We start from the raw sequence: 16,615 nt of genomic DNA on the forward strand, positions 1-16,615 counted from the left end.
GCCCGTCGTCTTCTGTCAGTCGGGGCAGGGCGCTTGTGCACGCCCTGCCGGAGGTTCGGTCTGATGGGTCTCAGGTGCCGGATTTCACACGGGTCCACAGGCGAGTCACCACGCGCTGTACTTTCTGCGGATATGGACCCTTGATGTAGGTGTTTTCCATCGCCGCGGCAGAGGGGTAAATCGCCGGATCACCGATCACGTCTTCGGCCAGAAACTCTTGCGCGGCTTTGTTGCCATTGGCGTAATACACATAGTTCGATGCGGCAGCCATATTCTGAGCGTGGAGGATGAAGTTCAGGAACTTATGCGCTCCCTCCGGGTTGGGTGCGTCCGTTGGAATGGCCATCTGATCGAACCACATCAACGCACCCTCAGATGGGGCGTTGTAAGCGATTTCCACACCGTTATCAGCCTCGGCCGCGCGGTCGCGGGCTTGCAAAATATCACCGGACCAGCCGAAGGCGACGCAAATATCGCCATTCGCGAGCGCATTGATATATTCAGAAGAGTGGAATTTCTGAACATAGGGGCGCACGGCTTCCAGCACGCCTGCTGCCTGCTCCAGATCGTCTTTTTCGTGGCTGTTGGGGTCTAGCCCGAGATAGGTCAGTGCGGCAGGGATCAACTCATCCGGGGCATCAAGGAAATGCACGCCGCATTCAGATAGCTTTTCCATGTTGGCAGGGTCGAAGACCAGCGAGAGACTGTCGATCGGAGCATCTTCGCCAAGGGCCTCGGTCACTTTGCCGAGGTTGGTCCCCATGCCTGTGGTGCCCCACATGTAGTTGATCGAATAATCGTTGTTGGGGTCAAAACGCGCGGTGCGATCCTGAATGACGTCCCAGACATTGCCGTAGTTAGACAGCTTGTCCTTGTCGATCTTCTGGAACACACCCGCTTGGATCTGGCGCTGCAGGAATGAGCCGGTGGGCACCACCACATCATATCCAGAACCACCAGCGAGCATCTTGGTCTCAAGCAGCTCATTGGAATCGAAAACGTCATAGATCAGGTCGATGCCGGTCTCTTCTTCGAACTTCGCCAACAGCGATTCGTCGATGTAGTCGGACCAGTTGTAGACGCGCACTTGCTCAGCCGAAGCGGCGGCTGCGACGCTGAGTGCGATGGCGGACACGATGGTGGCCGTTGTGATTTTCATGAGAATCTCCCCTGTGCATACCGGCGTCTTTTCCGTCCGGCTGTGGGCTATTTTGATCAAGTTTTGCCTCATCCGGCAAGACACTTTATGTTTTCATCTGTATTTCCTTCGTGCAAGCTGCCCGAAAATGAGAAGGATCCAAGCCCGGTGAATGTGCCAAATCCGCCATCCGTTTCCCCCGTTGAAGGGGCCGCAAAACTCCCCGCGCATGAGCAAGTTTATCAGCGTCTGCGAGCGCAGATATTGTTTGGTGAACTGGCACCGGGGCAGGCGGTGACGATTCAGGGTCTGGTGGAGGCATTGGACAGCGGCATGACACCTGTACGTGAAGCGATCCGCAGATTGATCTCAGACGGGGCGCTGGTGTTTCAGGGAAATCGTCGCGTTTCTGTTCCTGAACTTCGTGCAGAAGATGTGGATGAGCTTATTTTTGCAAGAAAAACAATGGAATGTGAGTTGGCCCGTCGTGCTGCAACCCGTATTTCTGCGTCTGCTGTAGACGCGCTAGAAGCGCTCGATCTGCAATTGGATGTCGCCATAGCCAACGGTGATGTGGCCGGGTATCTGGCGCTCAACTACGAGTTCCACAGCAGGCTCAATACCCATGCGGATGCGCCGATCCTTGCGGATCTGGCGGATCGTCTCTGGCTGCGCTTTGGCCCATCGCTTCGGGTGGTCTGCGGACGCTTCGGCACACAGAGCTTTCCAGACCGTCATAAAGACATCCTTGAAGGCCTGCGTAAAAAAGATGCGGATCTTGTCGCGCTGGCGATGGAACGGGACGTCTTGCAGGGCATGGAGCAGGTACGAGCGGGGCTGACTCCGATCAACTGATTCGATTGACAGTGTGATTTTTGATCATATTCTGGACGAAAGCTTCCCGTTCAGGAGTGTCATCAATGACGACGATTACCAACCATCTGCCGACCGCAGAACTGCAGGCGCTGGATGCGGCGCACCACATGCACCCTTTCACCGCAAACGGCGGTCTGGCGCAGAAGGGCGCGCGGGTCATCACACGCGCCAACGGCGTCACTCTGACCGACAGTGAAGGTCACGAGATCCTCGATGCGATGGCGGGACTTTGGTGCGTCAACATTGGCTACGGTCGCGAGGAACTGGCCGAGGTGGCAGCGCGCCAGATGCGCGAACTGCCGTATTATAACACCTTCTTCCAGACGACTCATGTGCCTGCCATTGCGCTTGCGGCAAAGATCGCTGAACTGGCGCCGGGCGATCTGAACAATGTGTTCTTTGCCGGTTCCGGTTCCGAGGCCAATGACACCAACATTCGCATGGTGCGTCATTACTGGGCGATGAAGGGCAAACCGACCAAATCCATCATCATCTCACGTAAAAACGCCTATCACGGTTCCTCGGTAGGCTCTGGTTCTCTTGGCGGTATGTCGGCCATGCATGCTCAGGGCGGTCTGCCGATTCCGGATATTCACCACATCGACCAACCGCATTGGTGGGCCGAAGGGGGCGATACCAGCCCTGATGACTTTGGTCTTCAGCGCGCGCAAGAGTTGGAGAAGGCCATTCTCGAACTGGGTGAAGGTCGGGTCGCGGCCTTTATTGCGGAGCCTGTGCAGGGTGCTGGTGGTGTTATCGTGCCGCCCGCAACCTATTGGCCCGAGATCCAGCGTATCTGTGATAAATATGAAATTCTGCTGATTGCAGACGAGGTGATCTGTGGCTTTGGCCGCACCGGGAACTGGTTCGGTTCTGAGACAATGGGTATTCGCCCCGATATCATGACCATCGCCAAGGGGCTTTCCTCAGGCTACGCGCCGATTGGTGGCTCTATTGTGTCCGACGAGGTGGCGGGTGTGATTGCGCAAGATGAGTTCAATCATGGCTATACCTATTCCGGGCACCCGGTGGCCGCTGCAGTGGCCCTAGAGAACCTGCGTATTCTCGAAGAAGAAAACGTATTGGATCACGTCCGGAACGTGGCTGCGCCCTATCTCAAGGAGAAATGGGAAGCGCTGATGGACCACCCGCTGGTCGGAGAAGCGAAGATTGTCGGTATGATGGGGTCCATCGCCCTGACACCGAACAAAGAAACGCGCGCAGCCTTCGCCTCTGATGCAGGCACTGTTGGCTTCATCTGTCGTGAGCGTTGCTTTGCCAACAATCTGGTGATGCGTCATGTAGGCGACCGGATGATTATCTCGCCGCCGCTGGTGATCACACCGGAAGAAATCGACACGCTGATCGCACGAGCGACCAAATCACTGGACGAGTGTTATGCCGAACTTCAGGCACAAGACCTGCTGAAATCGGCAACTTGATCACTCAGTTTGGTGATTCGAATTCATCACAAGGGGCCTTGAGTGGCCCCTTTTTTATGCATTCGTCTAAAAAAACCTCGCCAGCCCTGTTGTACTCACCGGTAAAATTATCCCAATATGACGCAAAAGAGCTAGTTTGGGTCGCAAAGCTACCGGGTGCATCGAGTGATCGTCCCAGAGTGTTAAGAAACCCACTGCGAAGCCGAACCGGACATATGCGTGCCGGTTGCACAGTGGAACGGCACTGTGCTTACACTAAGTCATCAAGAGCGGAGCAAATCCGCCACAAATAAGAACATAAACGGGGAGCCTGATTTGGCCGATGCGTCGAATACTGACGCGTTCGTTGAATTCGAACGCGTGCAAAAGAGCTATGACGGTGAGACACTCGTCGTCAAAGATCTGAACCTCACTATGCCCAAGGGCGAATTCCTGACCATGCTGGGACCGTCGGGGTCGGGAAAGACAACATGTCTGATGATGCTGGCAGGTTTTGAAACTGCCACTCACGGCGACATCCGGCTGGGCGGTGTGTCGATCAACAACATTCCACCGCACAAACGTGGCATCGGGATGGTGTTCCAGAATTACGCCCTGTTTCCACATATGACGATTGCCGAGAACCTCAGCTTTCCGCTCGAGGTTCGCAAATTGGGCAAGTCCGAGCGCGAAGCAAAAGTCAAACGCGCGCTCGATATGGTGGAGATGGGTGCCTTCGGAGGCCGCCGCCCAGCGCAGCTCTCGGGTGGTCAGCAACAGCGTGTCGCCCTTGCACGCGCGCTGGTGTTTGAACCTGAATTGGTGCTGATGGACGAGCCTCTTGGCGCGCTCGACAAGCAGCTGCGTGAAAAAATGCAGTTCGAAATCACCCACTTGGCGCACCAGCTGGGGATCACCACGGTTTACGTGACCCACGACCAAACCGAAGCGCTGACCATGTCGGACCGCGTTGCCGTGTTTAACGATGGCCGCATTCAGCAGCTCGCACCGCCGGATCAATTGTATGAAGAGCCTGCGAATAGTTTCGTGGCGCAGTTCATCGGCGAGAACAACACGCTTGAAGGGGTGATCAAGGAAATTGGCGAAGGCCGTGCCTTGGTGCAGCTCGATGGTGGCGAGTTGATCGATGCCATGCCCATCAACGTGTCCGAGGTCGGTCAGCGCACCCGCGTGTCGATCCGCCCGGAACGTGTGGAATATAACAAGGAACGCCTGCAGGAAGGCGTACATACGCTCAAGGCCGAAGTGTTGGAGTTCATCTATATGGGTGACATCTTCCGCACTCGCCTGCGTGTGGCGGGCAATGATGAGTTCATCATCAAGACCCGGAACGCCCCTGATCAGGTTCGTCTTCAGCCCGGCCAGCAGATAGAAATCGGCTGGCTGCCCGAAGACTGCCGCGCTCTGGACGCCTGATCGCATCCGGCAGCGCATCGGAACCCCCGGCGAAAAAACGGATCGGGGGACCCACATCTGAAACTCAAACTAAAAGATTCAGTGTCTCAACAAGGAGAATACACTATGAAATTGCGTAACCTGTCGGCTCTGGCCGCCACGACCGCACTCTGCGCGCCGATGGCTTTGGCTGCGGATATGGCGAATGAAATGACCCTGGTGTCCTGGGGCGGTGCCTACCAGCAGAGCCAATTGAAAGCTTACGTTGAGCCTTATCTGGAAATGAATCCCGACGTGACCGTTGTCTGGGATGAGAGCTCTGCTGAAGCCACTGCAAAGCTGAGGGCGATGTCCGAAGCGGGTAACGTCACCTGGGATCTGGTTGACGTCGTCGCTTCTGATGCGATGCGCCTGTGCGACGAAGGTCTGGCGATGGAAATCGACCCGGACGAAGACCTTGCTGAGGCTCCCGACGGAACCTCTGCGTCTGACGACTTCGGTGACCTGCTTGTCTCTGACTGCTTTGTTCCGCAGATCGTTTACTCCACCACATTCGGCTACCGCACCGACTTGGTGGGTGACACGGCCCCCAGCTCCGTTTGCGACGTGTTCGACCTCGAAGCCTTCCCGGGCAAGCGTGCGCTGCAGAAGCGTCCGATCGACAACATGGAATGGGCTTTGTTCTGCGACGGCGTTGCCAAGGACGAGATCTATGACGTTCTGGACACCGACGAAGGCGTAGCGCGCGCGCTGGCCAAACTCGATACGATCAAGGATAGCGTCGTATGGTGGAGCGCTGGCGCTGAAACACCGCAGCTGCTGGCGGACGGTGAAGTTGTCATGGGTTCGACCTATAATGGCCGTCTGTTCTCTGCGATTGCAGAGCAGGACCAGCCCATCGGCATGCTTTGGGACATGCAGTCGTTCGATCTGGATGGCTGGATCGTACCGGAAGGCCTGCCTGAAGATCGTAAAGCGCGCGTGATGGACTTCCTGAAGTTCGCCACAGACACCCAGCGTCTGGCCGATCAGGCGAAGTACATCTCCTACGGTCCTGCGCGTGCATCCTCTGCACCGCTGGTGGGTAAGCACGAAGAACTGGGTATCGACATGGCACCGCATATGCCGACCGACCCGGCCAACGCGACCAACGTGCACATCTATGACTACGAGTGGTGGGCAGACAACCGCGACGATATGGACGCAAAGTTCCAGGCGTGGCTGGCTCAATAATCTCTCGCACGTAATGTGAGTATGGATCCGGGAGGGGGCCGGGCATTCTGGCCCTCTCTCCACCAAAGATAATAATAATACCCGCACCAACACCCCGGGGGGCTCCCTTAAATGAGCGACACAACCGATACCGGACCGGTCCTTGCTGCAGATGGCACGCCGCTAAAGCGCAGCCTCGCACGGGCGCTCCGGATGCAGAAGATGCGCGCGCTGGCCTTGATCGCACCGCTCCTTCTCTTTGTTCTGCTGACATTCATTCTCCCGATCGGCGACATGTTGTTCCGATCAGTTGAGAACAGCATCGTCTCTGAGACGCTGCCGCGCACAACTGCAGCGGTGCAAACCTATGACGCTGACGGCGGCGAGGCACCACCAGAGTCGACGTTTGACGCCTTGGCCTATGATCTGGTTGTCGCCGCCGAAAAGAAGATCCACACCCGTGTCGGATCGCGCCTGAACTATGAGAACGCGGGTATCTCCTCGCTGTTTCGCAAGGCAGGCCGCAAAGTCGATGACATGGGCGAGGTCTATCTGGACCAATTCGTTGAGCTAGACCCGGCGTGGGAAGAACCGCAGGCACTGATTGCGCTTTTTGCAGATCCAAGCTGGACTGCATCGGCCGGTGGCGAAGATGAACCCCGGTTTGAGTATTCTTCCACTGCGGCTGAGCTTTTGCCCGGCGCGACGGATGCTTATACTGCGTGGGCGCGCACTATTCAGGCAGAAGATCAGGACAGCCCGACCAAAGAGGAGCCATGGGCGCCGGTCTATATGGCGCTGTACCATGATCTGGCGGACAACCCCGATGCTGCCTCTGCGTTTGAAGGAGACACTGCCGCACGTCTTGCAGCTGCCGCAGCAGCGATCCAGTCGCCCGAGTGGCAAACCATGTCTACCCGCGATGCATTTGTGGACATCGACGAGGATTGGGCAGATCCGGAAGTCTGGCGCACCATCAAGACCTACTCCAGCAAGTACACGAACGGTTACTTCCTGAATGCAGCTGATTTTCAGAAGGGCCATGACGGTCCTGAACTGCGCCCTGAGCTGCAGCGCATCTACGGTACATTGTTCCTGCGCACCATGATCATGTCGCTTGCTATCACGGTCAGCTGTATCGTGCTTGGCTATCCGGTGGCATGGATTTTGGCGAATCTGCCGTCACGCACCGCGAACGTTCTCATGATCCTCGTGCTTCTGCCGTTCTGGACCTCACTGTTGGTGCGGACATCGGCGTGGAAAGTCATGTTGCAGCAACAGGGGGTTATCAATGACGTTCTGGTTTGGCTGGGCATCGTAGCAGACAATGACCGTCTGGTGATGATCAACAACCAATTCGGTACCATTGTGGCGATGACCCACATCCTGCTGCCGTTTATGATCCTGCCGATGTATTCGGTGATGCAGACAATTAACCCGTCTTATTTGCGGGCTGCGAAATCGCTGGGGGCAACCAATTGGACGGCTTTCTGGCGGGTATACTTCCCGCAGTCAGTGCCGGGCATCGGGGCGGGTTCAATCCTCGTCTTCATTCTGGCCATTGGTTACTACATCACGCCGGAACTGGTTGGTGGTACGAAGGGCGTGTTCATCTCGAACCGGATCGCCTTCCACATCTCGCAGTCTCTTAACTGGGGTCTTGCGGCGGCACTGGGCACGATCCTCCTCGTGGTGGTTCTGCTGCTCTACTGGGCCTACGACAAGATCGTCGGCATCGACAATGTGAAGCTGGGATAAGAAAACATGGCACTTACACCTGTTCAAAACCAAACTCCCGCTTTCACCGCCGCAGTAGCGGCCGGCGCAGGGGCCTTCTTTGGCCTCTTCGTCGGCACGGCTCAGGGATCGGGCTTTCTGGGCCTGATTATCGGGGCGGTCCTTCTGGGCGTCCTCGGCTTTGTCTTCACGTCGCTCACAGCACAGGAAAAACCGATCCGCTGGGCTGTTCTGGCCGTCTTTGCGGTGGCAGGGTTTTTCATCGGCGGGTTTCCTGCTCTGGTGATTGGCGCGCTTTTTGGGTGGTTCACGGGCTGGTTCATCTTCTGGCTCGCAACCTCGCGCTACCGCGCCACTCTTGCTCCCTATCTGACACCGGGGCAGGTGCTGTGGCACTACAGCTTTCGGGTGATTTGTGGCGCGATCTTCGTGTTCCTGATCACGCCAATCCTCGTGGTGATGCCGCTGTCGTTCAATGCGGAGAACTTCTTTACCTTCACGCCCGAGATGCTGCGGTTTGATCCCGAAGGTTATTCGCTGAAGCACTATCGTGACTTCTTCACCAACGCGGACTGGCAACAGGCGCTTTGGAATTCGCTTTCGATTGCTCCGATGGCGACGCTTCTGTCGGTGGGCTTTGGTACTCTGGCCGCGATCGGCCTGAGCCAGCCGCATGTGCCCTTCCGTCGTGCGATTATGGCGATCCTGATCTCGCCGATGATCGTGCCGCTGATCATCTCTGCTGCGGGCATGTACTTCTTCTACAGCCGCATCGGTTTGCAGGGCACGTATTTTGGCGTTGTGTTGGCGCACGCCGCGCTGGGCATTCCTTTTGTGATCATCACCGTGACCGCGACGCTTGTGGGCTTTGATCGCTCTCTGACACGTGCGGCCGCAAACATGGGGGCTGGTCCTGTCACCACGTTTTTCCGGGTGCAGATGCCGCTCATCCTGCCGGGTGTGATCTCTGGCGGTCTGTTTGCATTCATCACCTCCTTTGACGAGGTGGTTGTGGTGCTCTTTGTTGGCTCTGCTGGGCAGAAAACCCTGCCATGGCAGATGTTTACTGGTCTGCGCGAACAGATCTCTCCCACAATCCTTGCGGTGGCGACTATTCTGGTTGTGATCTCGATCTGTTTGCTGACGACAGTGGAAATGCTGCGGCGACGCAGTGAGCGACTGCGCGGCATGAGCCCGAGCTGACCTACCTCACGACAAGAAAGAAGCCCCGCCATTGAGCGGGGCTTTTTCGTATCGCGCTAGATTGGAGTGTTACCGGAGCTTTTCCAACAGGGTCAGCGAGGCATAACCATCTGGCATCAGCCCCTTTGCGCTCTGATAGGCGCGCACGGCGGCCACAGTATTGGGGCCTATGCGGCCATCAACGCCATCCGTGCTAAATCCGGCTCGTGTCAGACGCTGTTGCAGCTCTTTACGCTCCGAGAATGTCAGCGCCCGGTCGCCGCGTGGCCAGCTGCCCTTGATCTTCTCGCCACCTTTCAGCCGATCACTCAAGTGACCTACACCGATGACATAGGCATCCGCCGTGTTGTAGCGCTCGATCACCGAGAAGTTCTTGAAAATCATGAAGGCTGCGCCCTTGCCACCTGCAGGCAGCAGGATTGACGCGTCGCCATGATTTGCCACGGGCTGCCCATTCATCGCGCGTACGCCGAGCTTTGCCCAGTCAGCCGGACTCTTTTTGATTTTGCGATTGGCGAGTGTGAAATCGAAATCGCGCGGTAAAACGACTTCGACTCCCCATGGTTGGCCTGTGACCCATCCGAATTTTTTCAGATAAGCAGCGGTGGAGGCCAGTGCGTCGGTGGGCGTGTCCGACCAGATGTCACGTTTGCCGTCACCGGTGAAATCCACCGCATAGTCGAGGTAGGATGTGGGCATAAATTGCGTGTGCCCCATCGCTCCCGCCCAGCTGCCGGTCATGGATCGTGGGTCCACATCTCCCGCCTGCAGAATTTTCAGCGCGGCAATCAGTTGTTGCTCAAAGAAAGCACCGCGCCGCCCGTCATAAGCCAGCGTTGCCAACGAGCGGATGATATCCATGTCCCCTCGGAAAGTGCCGTAACTGCTTTCCAATCCCCAGACAGCAACAACGATCTCCTTGTCGACACCATAGTGTTTCTCGATCTGTTGTAGCTTGGCTTGATGGGCACGTAGCGCCTTGCTGCCATTGCTGACACGACTGTCCGAGGCCGCACTGTCGAGGTATTCCCAGATTGTCTTGCTGAATTCAGACTGATTACGATCGCGCTTGATGACAGAGGGGTCATACGTCACCCCTTCAAACGCGCGCCGGAGTGTCGATGCGCTGATGCCCTGCGCTTGCGCGCGCACCTGAAATTCCTTGATCCACGCCGGAAAGCCTGCGCTACCACTGGTTTCACCCGCAGTCGCAAGCGCCTTCTCGGCAGCTGTGGCCACATTCGTACGGGCGACAGGTCGCAACGTGGTTGCCGAGGCAAGCTGTATCGGAGCTGCCGCATCACTATTGCCTAGGGCAGGGCGCTCCAGCGGTCGTGGTGTGCCCTGCAATTCGATCTTGTCTTCAGTCGCTGCCAGCGCCGCACCTGCGGGTAAAACGGCCCCGAGCCACAGCGCTGTCCTTATCCAGCTGCGCATAATCAACCTCAACACCTGCTCTGTTTCTTGTCTCAACTGTAACGCGAGAGGCGTCGGGGCAAAAGCGCTCTGATGCGACAGCGCGCCCCTCAGCGTAGCCTCGCCGGTCAGCTGTAGGTCTGGTTGCGCAAATGTTCGAGTGCCTCGCGGTAGAGTTTAACGCGGTGGGGCCGAAAGGAGGTTTCAGTCACCACCAATGCACGCATGCGGTCCAGACGAAACACACGGAAGTCCTGCCGTAACAGGCACCATGCGACCAGCACTGAGGACTTGTCAAAATAGACGAGCCCAAGCGGTTTTACCTGCCTTTGGGTCGCGTCGCCTTTGGCATCCACATAATCAAACCCAACTTGGCGCTCATCCCATGTGGCCTGCCTTAGCATTGCGGCGTCCACCATCGGGGTGAGGGGAGGGGCAAAGCTATGTGCCGAAAGTACAGCGTGTTGCAGCCTATCGGCCTGACTTTGCGGCAGGCGGGCGCGAAGCTTTCTGAGGGCGGTCCGGGCAGCCTCTGCCAGATCGGGATCACCCTTTTGCTGAACCTCGCACAGACCCAAGACCAGCGCCTCCAGCTCTGTGGCTCCAAATCCGAGCGGCGGCAGAGTCGCATCCTCAATCAAGGTGAACCCAAACCCTGCGGCCCCGTCGATCACGGCACCCAAAGCCCGAAGCGCATCGATATCGCGGTGAATGGTCCGACCCGAAACGCCAAGATCCTGTGCGAGTTGCTCCGCTGTCACTGGTGGTGGCAGCTGGCGCAGGGTCTGCATCAGACGAAAGAGGCGTTCTGTCTTAGTCATCCGTTGAGTGTGCCGTCTCCTAATGACAAAAACTGTCAATAGGTCCGTGTAGCACATCCTCATCACATCCCAAACGGAGAGAGATGATGTTGACCCTATTAACCCACGGTGGTGGCGACGGTTTTTACAGCTACAGCATGTTTTGTACCAAAGCGGCGCTGCTGCTGCAGATGTCTGGTGAAGATTGGCAACGGCAGGATGTGCACGACCCTGCTGAACTCGCACGGATGCCCCATACAAAACTGCCGGTGGTGCGTGATGACACGGGCACATTGATCCCGGACAGCGAAGGTATCCGTCGTTTCCTTGAGGACCGGGGCGCAGAGTTCGATGCAGGGCTCAGTGTTGTCCAAAAAGGTCATTCACGCGCGCTCATCCGTATGGTGGACGAGTCGCTGTGGTTGCAGCTTATGTGTGCCCGTTGGCTCGAAGATGACGGCTGGGCGGGGATGCTGCAGACGGTTTTTGCTGGTGTGCCGGAAGAACCAGTAAATGGTTTTCGCGCCAAAGTTTTGGACGGTCTGCACTTCACGGGGCATTCGCGGTTCGACCGGGCGGAGCGTTTGAAGCGGCTGGAGCAGGATTTAACGGCGATTGAAAGTATCTTGGGCGATCAACGTTTCTTGTTTGGAGATCAGATGACCGCCGCCGATTGTTCTACCGCGCCGATGATTGAGGCCCTGTCCCGTGCGCCTGCTGCGCCGCAAGCAGTAGAGGTGACACAGCGCCACGGTAAACTCTTGGCTTATGTTTCCCGCGTGATGGAGCAGGGCGCGCTGACACTCCCGCAGGCGGCGTAAGTCTGGCGCAGTTGATGACACCTCATAGGGGCCGGGGGGCGCTCCCGCGCGTCGCCTTTGCATTGAAATACAAGGGCGCCCCTTGGGCCGGGCAGGCCGCGCCGAAGGCGCGGCCTGCCCCCCCGGCGATCCGCAAAGCGGAGCGCAAAACCTCTGGTCGAATCGTAGAGGCGCGCGGTGCGACCGGGTTACTTGCGCTTTCGGGTCACCTTGCGTTTTACCTTGGCCGCCTTGTGCTTTGATTTTGCGGCCTTGCTGCGAGACACGGTGCGGCCCGCTGGGCTACGACGGCGACCGCCTTTGCCGGCATCGCCGCGCCCTTTTGGCAGTTCCGCATCTTCAAGGGCCAGCAATTCCAGCTCCAACCCGCCGGTCACCGGTGCGGCCTGGGTCAGGCGCACCGTTACCCGCTGGCCGATGGAGATGATCAATCCGGTGTCAGACCCCATCAACGTACCAGCCTGCGCGTCAAAATGGAAATACTCCCGTCCGATTGAGCGCACTGGCACCAGCCCATCGGCCCCGGTTTCATCCAGTTTCACAAAAGCGCCAAAGCGGGCAATGCCGGAGATCCGACCGGTAAACTCATTGCCCACGCGTTCCGCCAGATAGGATGCAAGATAGCGGTCCGTGGTGTCGCGCTCCGCCAGCATCGAGCGCCGCTCGGTCGCGGAAATATGGGTCGCGGTGTCCTCCAGCCGCTCGACCTCGTCAACCGAAAGCCCGTCCTTGCCCCACCCATGGGCCGTGATCAGCGCGCGGTGCACGATCAGATCGGCATAGCGGCGGATCGGCGAGGTGAAATGCGCATAGTTGCGCAGGGCCAGACCAAAATGGCCAAAATTCTCCGGGTAGTAATAGGCCTGCTGCATCGACCGCAGCGTGGAGATATTGATCAGCTCCGCATCATCGGTTCCCGCGGCGGCATTCAGCAATGCGTTCAGGTGCCGCGTTTGTAGCACCTGCCCTTTGGCGAGGTTCAGACCCGCCGCCTGCGCCGTGTCGCGCAGCGCGTCCAGTTTGTCCTGAGCGGGTTCTTCATGCACCCGGAACAACAGCGGCTGGCGCTTCTTGATCAGGGTTTCGGCTGCAGCCACATTGGCCAGCACCATGAATTCTTCGATCAGCCGGTGCGCATCGAGGCGGTCGCGAAAATTGACCGAGGCAACCTTACCCTTATCGTCGAGCACGATCTTGCGCTCTGGCAGGTCGAGATCCAGCGGTTGGCGTGCCGCACGGGCGGCTTTGAGCGCTTCATAGGCGGCATAAAGTGGTTTTATGACCTCTTCCAGGAACGGTTCTGTGCGCGCGGTGACGCGACCATCCATGGCGTCTTGCACCTCGCCGTAGTGCAAGGAGGCCTGCGATTTCATCAGCCCTCGCACAAAACGGTGCGCGATCTCGTTGCCCTCGGCGTCGATCTGCATGCGCACCGCCAGACAGGGACGTGGCACACCCTCGTGCAGAGAGCAGAGGTCGCCCGAAAGCCGGTCCGGCAACATCGGCACGACCCGATCAGGGAAGTAGCTGGAGTTGCCGCGTTTGCGTGCTTCGCGGTCCAGCGCCGAACCGGGCGTCACATAGGCCGCGACATCGGCGATCGCGACCCAGACCACATGGCCACCGGGGTTCTTCGGGTCTTCATCCGCGTGGGCAAAGCAGGCGTCGTCGTGGTCGCGGGCATCGGCAGGGTCGATGGTAATCAGCGGCAACTCGCGCAGATCTTCGCGCCCCTTGAGGCCCATTGGCTTGGCGCTGTCAGCCTCGGCGACAACCGCATCGGGGAAGTGATCGGGAATGCCATGCTGGTGGATTGCAATCAGCGACACCGCCTTGGGGGCGGACGGATCGCCGAGCCGTTCGACGATGCGCGCTTTGGGCAAACCCATGCGGGCCTTTGGTCCGGCAAGCTCTGCCTCAACCAATTCGCCGTCCTTGGCGCCATGCGTGTTTGCTTCGGGCACTTGCCACTCGTTCGAGCCCGCCTTGTCGATGGGAACAATACGCCCGCCTTCTGACCCTTGGCGATAAATACCCAGAATGCGCTTCGGGTTGGTCCCGATGCGACGGATCAGCCGCGCCTCATAGTTGTGATCCTCTTCCTGCACCACGGTCAGGCGTGCAAGGATACGGTCGCCCTCACCCAAAGCCGGATCAGACGCACGTGGGATTACCATCACGATGGGTTCAACCCCTTCGCCGTGCCATTCCAGCGGCTGGGCAAAGAGGTCGCCATTGTCATCAGGGGCTTTGACAAGCAGGACTGTAACCGGCGGCAAGCGATCGGGGTCGGTGTAACTGCGCTTGCGCTTTTCCAGATGCCCTTCGGCCTCCAATTCCTTCAGAACGCGCTTGAGGTCGATCCGCTCAGCGCCCTTGATGCCAAAAGCCTTGGCAATGTCACGTTTAGAAGTCTGGGTCGGGTGGGCGGAGATCCATTCCAGAATCTCGGCCTTTGTGGGTATACGCGCCATAGCTCTGCCGTAGCATGGCGCGCACGGGACGTCATGCTCAAAAGATCAAACACTTTCTGGGTATACGCACTCCGAGCCTTTGATCCGGCGCAGTCGGATGAAGGCCCTATAAGGGCTTCACCATATCCCGGTGATCTATGCCCGCATCGAGATAAACAGGCCCGTAGACCTCAAAACCAAGTTTCTCATAAAAGCCAATGGCATGCGTCTGCGCACCGAGTTTGGCTCGGGTGATCCCAGCTTGGTTCCCAGCAACACTGACACAGGCCTCAATCAGTTTTGCACCAAGCCCTGTACCGCGCGCGGTTTTTACCACACAGACCCGCCCGATCTTGGCGGTGTCATCCTGAAACACGATCCGTGCGGTTCCCACGGGAGTGCCATCCTGCAACGCCAACAGATGCGTAGCGCTGTCATCCAGCGCATCACGTTCCTCTTCGACCGGAACGCCTTGCTCATCTACAAAAACCTCAAACCGCAGCTTCAGACAGGCTTCGAGGTCCTGCGTTACGTCAATCGAAAGGCTCATGCGAAATAATCCGTCAAAATGCGAGTGTAGATAGATTTCAGCTGGTGGATCTGCGCCACTTCGACGTTCTCATCCACCTGATGCATGGTTTTGCCCACAAGGCCAAATTCCACCACCGGACAATGTGCTTTGACGAAACGCGCATCAGATGTGCCACCCGTAGTCGATAGTTCTGGCACGTGGTTGGTTTCGGTCTGCACTGCCTTTGAGACCAGTTCCGACAGATCGCCGGGAGGGGTGATAAAACTCTCGCCAGAGATCTGGACCTTCATTTCGACCTTGAGACCAAACTCTTCGGCTATTTTGTCTGCTTCGCTTTGTAGCCAGTCGGTGAGCGATGTGCCCGAGTGGAGATCATTGAAGCGGATATTGACTGCTGCGCGGCCTTGGGCGGGGATCACATTGGTTGCAGGATTGCCGGTATCAATGGTGACGATTGCCAGTGTTGAAGCGTCAAAATGCTCGGATCCCTCGTCAAGCTGATGACTGCCGAGCCGATCCATCAGGCGCGACAGGCCATTCAGCGGATTGTTGGCGCGGTGTGGATAGGCTGAATGGCCTTGCACGCCGGTTACCGTGAACCATGCGGTCATTGAGCCACGGCGGCCGATTTTGATCATCTCCCCCATGTGGTTCGGGCAGGTGGGTTCACCCACCAGACAGACGGACATCTTTTCGCCTGCCTGATCCATGTAATCGAGCAAAGCGGTGGTTCCATCTACCGCGTCGCCTTCTTCATCGCCGGTGATGGTCAGAACGACCGCGCCGTCGGGCGGTGTCTCGCGCACAAAGTCGATGGCGGCGGCGGCAAAGGCGGCAACGCCTGATTTCATGTCGGTGGTGCCCCGACCATACATCACCCCCTCCACGACTTCGGCGCTAAAGGGGTCATGGGTCCACGCGGCTGCGTCACCGACAGGAACGACATCGGTGTGGCCATTAAAGCCGAATGTCCTAGCGTGGCCTTTGTCGCCCCAGCGTGCAAAGAGGTTGGAGACCTCTCCCCGGTCCACCCGCGTGCAAGCGAAGCCTGCGCCGCTTAGCAGGCGTTCCAGCAGCACCAGAGCGCCGCCCTCAGAGGGGGTCACCGAAGGGCAGCGCACAAGGTCTGCGGTCAACTGGACGGGATCGGTGACGGTCATGCGGGGTCCTCCTGAAATATCGAAGATGACCTAGCGCGAATTGACGTAGAGGTGCAATTGCCATCGCTATGTGCTGGAACCTGTGGCGGAAATGCTCGTGTGTTCATATCCCAAACAATCGCGCTCCTGACAGGGTCGTTAGGGCGTGATAAGGTGGGCAGAATAACAGACCGAGGCATGGAACGGGACGGCGAGAAGATCGCCCGGACGTGCGACGAGCAGGATTGCAAAACGAACAGATGTGCGCCGTTGAATCTCCGATTCACCGATGAAACTTGCCGCATCCTTTCTGACCTGCGCCGCGCGGCGTCCCTGACCGGGAACATCGGAACTGAAACTGAGGGACGCCCCGGGCACCAAAAAGGCCGATTAACGTGCCGCCCGGGGCACGACATTGACGCGCGGCGAGGTGCATGATGGCAGGTGACAG

The 16,615-nt window shown here is 58.0% G+C and carries 13 protein-coding genes; 7 read left to right on the forward strand and 6 right to left on the reverse strand.

Translation table 11 applies throughout. The features are described from left to right. Positions 1-70 precede the first annotated feature (70 nt). A complete protein-coding gene (locus K529_RS15205) occupies positions 71-1,159 on the reverse strand; it encodes a polyamine ABC transporter substrate-binding protein (RefSeq protein ID WP_005607989.1) in 1,089 nt (362 codons plus the stop codon). Positions 1,160-1,246: 87 nt separating this feature from the next. Here K529_RS15205 and K529_RS15210 point away from each other — a divergent pair, with 87 nt between their 5' ends. The 6 genes from K529_RS15210 (at position 1,247) to K529_RS15235 (ending at position 9,003) form a co-directional block, all read left to right on the forward strand. After that, positions 1,247-1,993 carry a GntR family transcriptional regulator gene (locus K529_RS15210; RefSeq protein WP_005607992.1) on the forward strand — a complete coding sequence of 249 codons (747 nt, stop codon included), beginning with the start codon at positions 1,247-1,249 and terminating at the stop codon, positions 1,991-1,993. Positions 1,994-2,058: 65 nt separating this feature from the next. Beyond that, positions 2,059-3,456 carry an aspartate aminotransferase family protein gene (locus tag K529_RS15215; protein ID WP_005607995.1) on the forward strand — a complete coding sequence of 466 codons (1,398 nt, stop codon included), beginning with the start codon at positions 2,059-2,061 and terminating at the stop codon, positions 3,454-3,456. Positions 3,457-3,771: 315 nt separating this feature from the next. Next, the gene (locus tag K529_RS15220; RefSeq protein ID WP_005607998.1) at positions 3,772-4,872 is read left to right on the forward strand and encodes an ABC transporter ATP-binding protein; all 1,101 of its coding nucleotides are present in this window, start codon (positions 3,772-3,774) and stop codon (positions 4,870-4,872) included. 105 nt (positions 4,873-4,977) lie between these two features. Beyond that, the gene (locus tag K529_RS15225; RefSeq protein WP_005608001.1) at positions 4,978-6,084 is read left to right on the forward strand and encodes an extracellular solute-binding protein; all 1,107 of its coding nucleotides are present in this window, start codon (positions 4,978-4,980) and stop codon (positions 6,082-6,084) included. A gap of 111 nt (positions 6,085-6,195) precedes the next feature. Then, on the forward strand, positions 6,196-7,821 hold the full coding sequence (locus tag K529_RS15230; protein WP_005608003.1) for an ABC transporter permease: 1,626 nt from the start codon (positions 6,196-6,198) through the stop codon (positions 7,819-7,821). A gap of 6 nt (positions 7,822-7,827) precedes the next feature. After that, on the forward strand, positions 7,828-9,003 hold the full coding sequence (locus K529_RS15235; RefSeq protein WP_005608007.1) for an ABC transporter permease: 1,176 nt from the start codon (positions 7,828-7,830) through the stop codon (positions 9,001-9,003). Positions 9,004-9,072: 69 nt separating this feature from the next. Here the strand turns inward: K529_RS15235 and K529_RS15240 are convergent, their stop codons facing one another. Together K529_RS15240 and K529_RS15245 are read right to left on the reverse strand one after the other, a co-directional pair. Further along, positions 9,073-10,440 (reverse strand): lytic murein transglycosylase, encoded by a 1,368-nt coding sequence (locus K529_RS15240; protein ID WP_005608010.1) that lies wholly within the window; start codon positions 10,438-10,440, stop codon positions 9,073-9,075. 107 nt (positions 10,441-10,547) lie between these two features. After that, positions 10,548-11,240: a helix-turn-helix transcriptional regulator gene (locus K529_RS15245; protein ID WP_005608012.1), complete on the reverse strand. Its 693-nt coding sequence runs from the start codon at positions 11,238-11,240 to the stop codon at positions 10,548-10,550. An 86-nt stretch (positions 11,241-11,326) separates the two neighbouring features. Here K529_RS15245 and K529_RS15250 point away from each other — a divergent pair, with 86 nt between their 5' ends. Further along, a complete protein-coding gene (locus K529_RS15250; protein ID WP_040641257.1) occupies positions 11,327-12,040 on the forward strand; it encodes a glutathione S-transferase family protein in 714 nt (237 codons plus the stop codon). Between the two features lie 188 nt (positions 12,041-12,228). Here K529_RS15250 and rnr read toward each other — a convergent pair whose 3' ends face one another. The 3 genes from rnr to dapE form a co-directional block, all read right to left on the reverse strand. Next, on the reverse strand, positions 12,229-14,514 hold the full coding sequence (rnr, locus tag K529_RS15255) for a ribonuclease R (RefSeq protein ID WP_046002036.1): 2,286 nt from the start codon (positions 14,512-14,514) through the stop codon (positions 12,229-12,231). A 106-nt stretch (positions 14,515-14,620) separates the two neighbouring features. Then, positions 14,621-15,043, reverse strand: coding sequence for a GNAT family N-acetyltransferase (locus K529_RS15260; RefSeq protein WP_005624537.1), 423 nt, complete (start codon positions 15,041-15,043; stop codon positions 14,621-14,623). Continuing rightward, positions 15,040-16,185 (reverse strand): succinyl-diaminopimelate desuccinylase, encoded by a 1,146-nt coding sequence (gene dapE / locus K529_RS15265; RefSeq protein ID WP_005624534.1) that lies wholly within the window; start codon positions 16,183-16,185, stop codon positions 15,040-15,042. Before dapE ends, K529_RS15260 begins: the two co-directional genes overlap by 4 nt. Positions 16,186-16,615: the final 430 nt, after the last annotated feature.

Origin of the sequence: Tritonibacter mobilis F1926, from assembly GCF_000376545.2 — a bacterium.
Classification (GTDB): domain Bacteria; phylum Pseudomonadota; class Alphaproteobacteria; order Rhodobacterales; family Rhodobacteraceae; genus Epibacterium; species Epibacterium mobile.

Coding starts and splice junctions, on each gene's coding strand:
- K529_RS15205 (WP_005607989.1), bottom strand. CDS start 1,159: ATGAAAATCACAACGGCCACCATCGTGTCCGCCATCGCACTCAGCGTC.
- K529_RS15210 (WP_005607992.1), top strand. CDS start 1,247: ATGTTTTCATCTGTATTTCCTTCGTGCAAGCTGCCCGAAAATGAGAAG.
- K529_RS15215 (WP_005607995.1), top strand. CDS start 2,059: ATGACGACGATTACCAACCATCTGCCGACCGCAGAACTGCAGGCGCTG.
- K529_RS15225 (WP_005608001.1), top strand. CDS start 4,978: ATGAAATTGCGTAACCTGTCGGCTCTGGCCGCCACGACCGCACTCTGC.
- K529_RS15230 (WP_005608003.1), top strand. CDS start 6,196: ATGAGCGACACAACCGATACCGGACCGGTCCTTGCTGCAGATGGCACG.
- K529_RS15235 (WP_005608007.1), top strand. CDS start 7,828: ATGGCACTTACACCTGTTCAAAACCAAACTCCCGCTTTCACCGCCGCA.
- K529_RS15240 (WP_005608010.1), bottom strand. CDS start 10,440: ATGCGCAGCTGGATAAGGACAGCGCTGTGGCTCGGGGCCGTTTTACCC.
- K529_RS15245 (WP_005608012.1), bottom strand. CDS start 11,240: ATGACTAAGACAGAACGCCTCTTTCGTCTGATGCAGACCCTGCGCCAG.
- K529_RS15250 (WP_040641257.1), top strand. CDS start 11,327: ATGTTGACCCTATTAACCCACGGTGGTGGCGACGGTTTTTACAGCTAC.
- rnr (WP_046002036.1), bottom strand. CDS start 14,514: ATGGCGCGTATACCCACAAAGGCCGAGATTCTGGAATGGATCTCCGCC.
- K529_RS15260 (WP_005624537.1), bottom strand. CDS start 15,043: ATGAGCCTTTCGATTGACGTAACGCAGGACCTCGAAGCCTGTCTGAAG.
- dapE (WP_005624534.1), bottom strand. CDS start 16,185: ATGACCGTCACCGATCCCGTCCAGTTGACCGCAGACCTTGTGCGCTGC.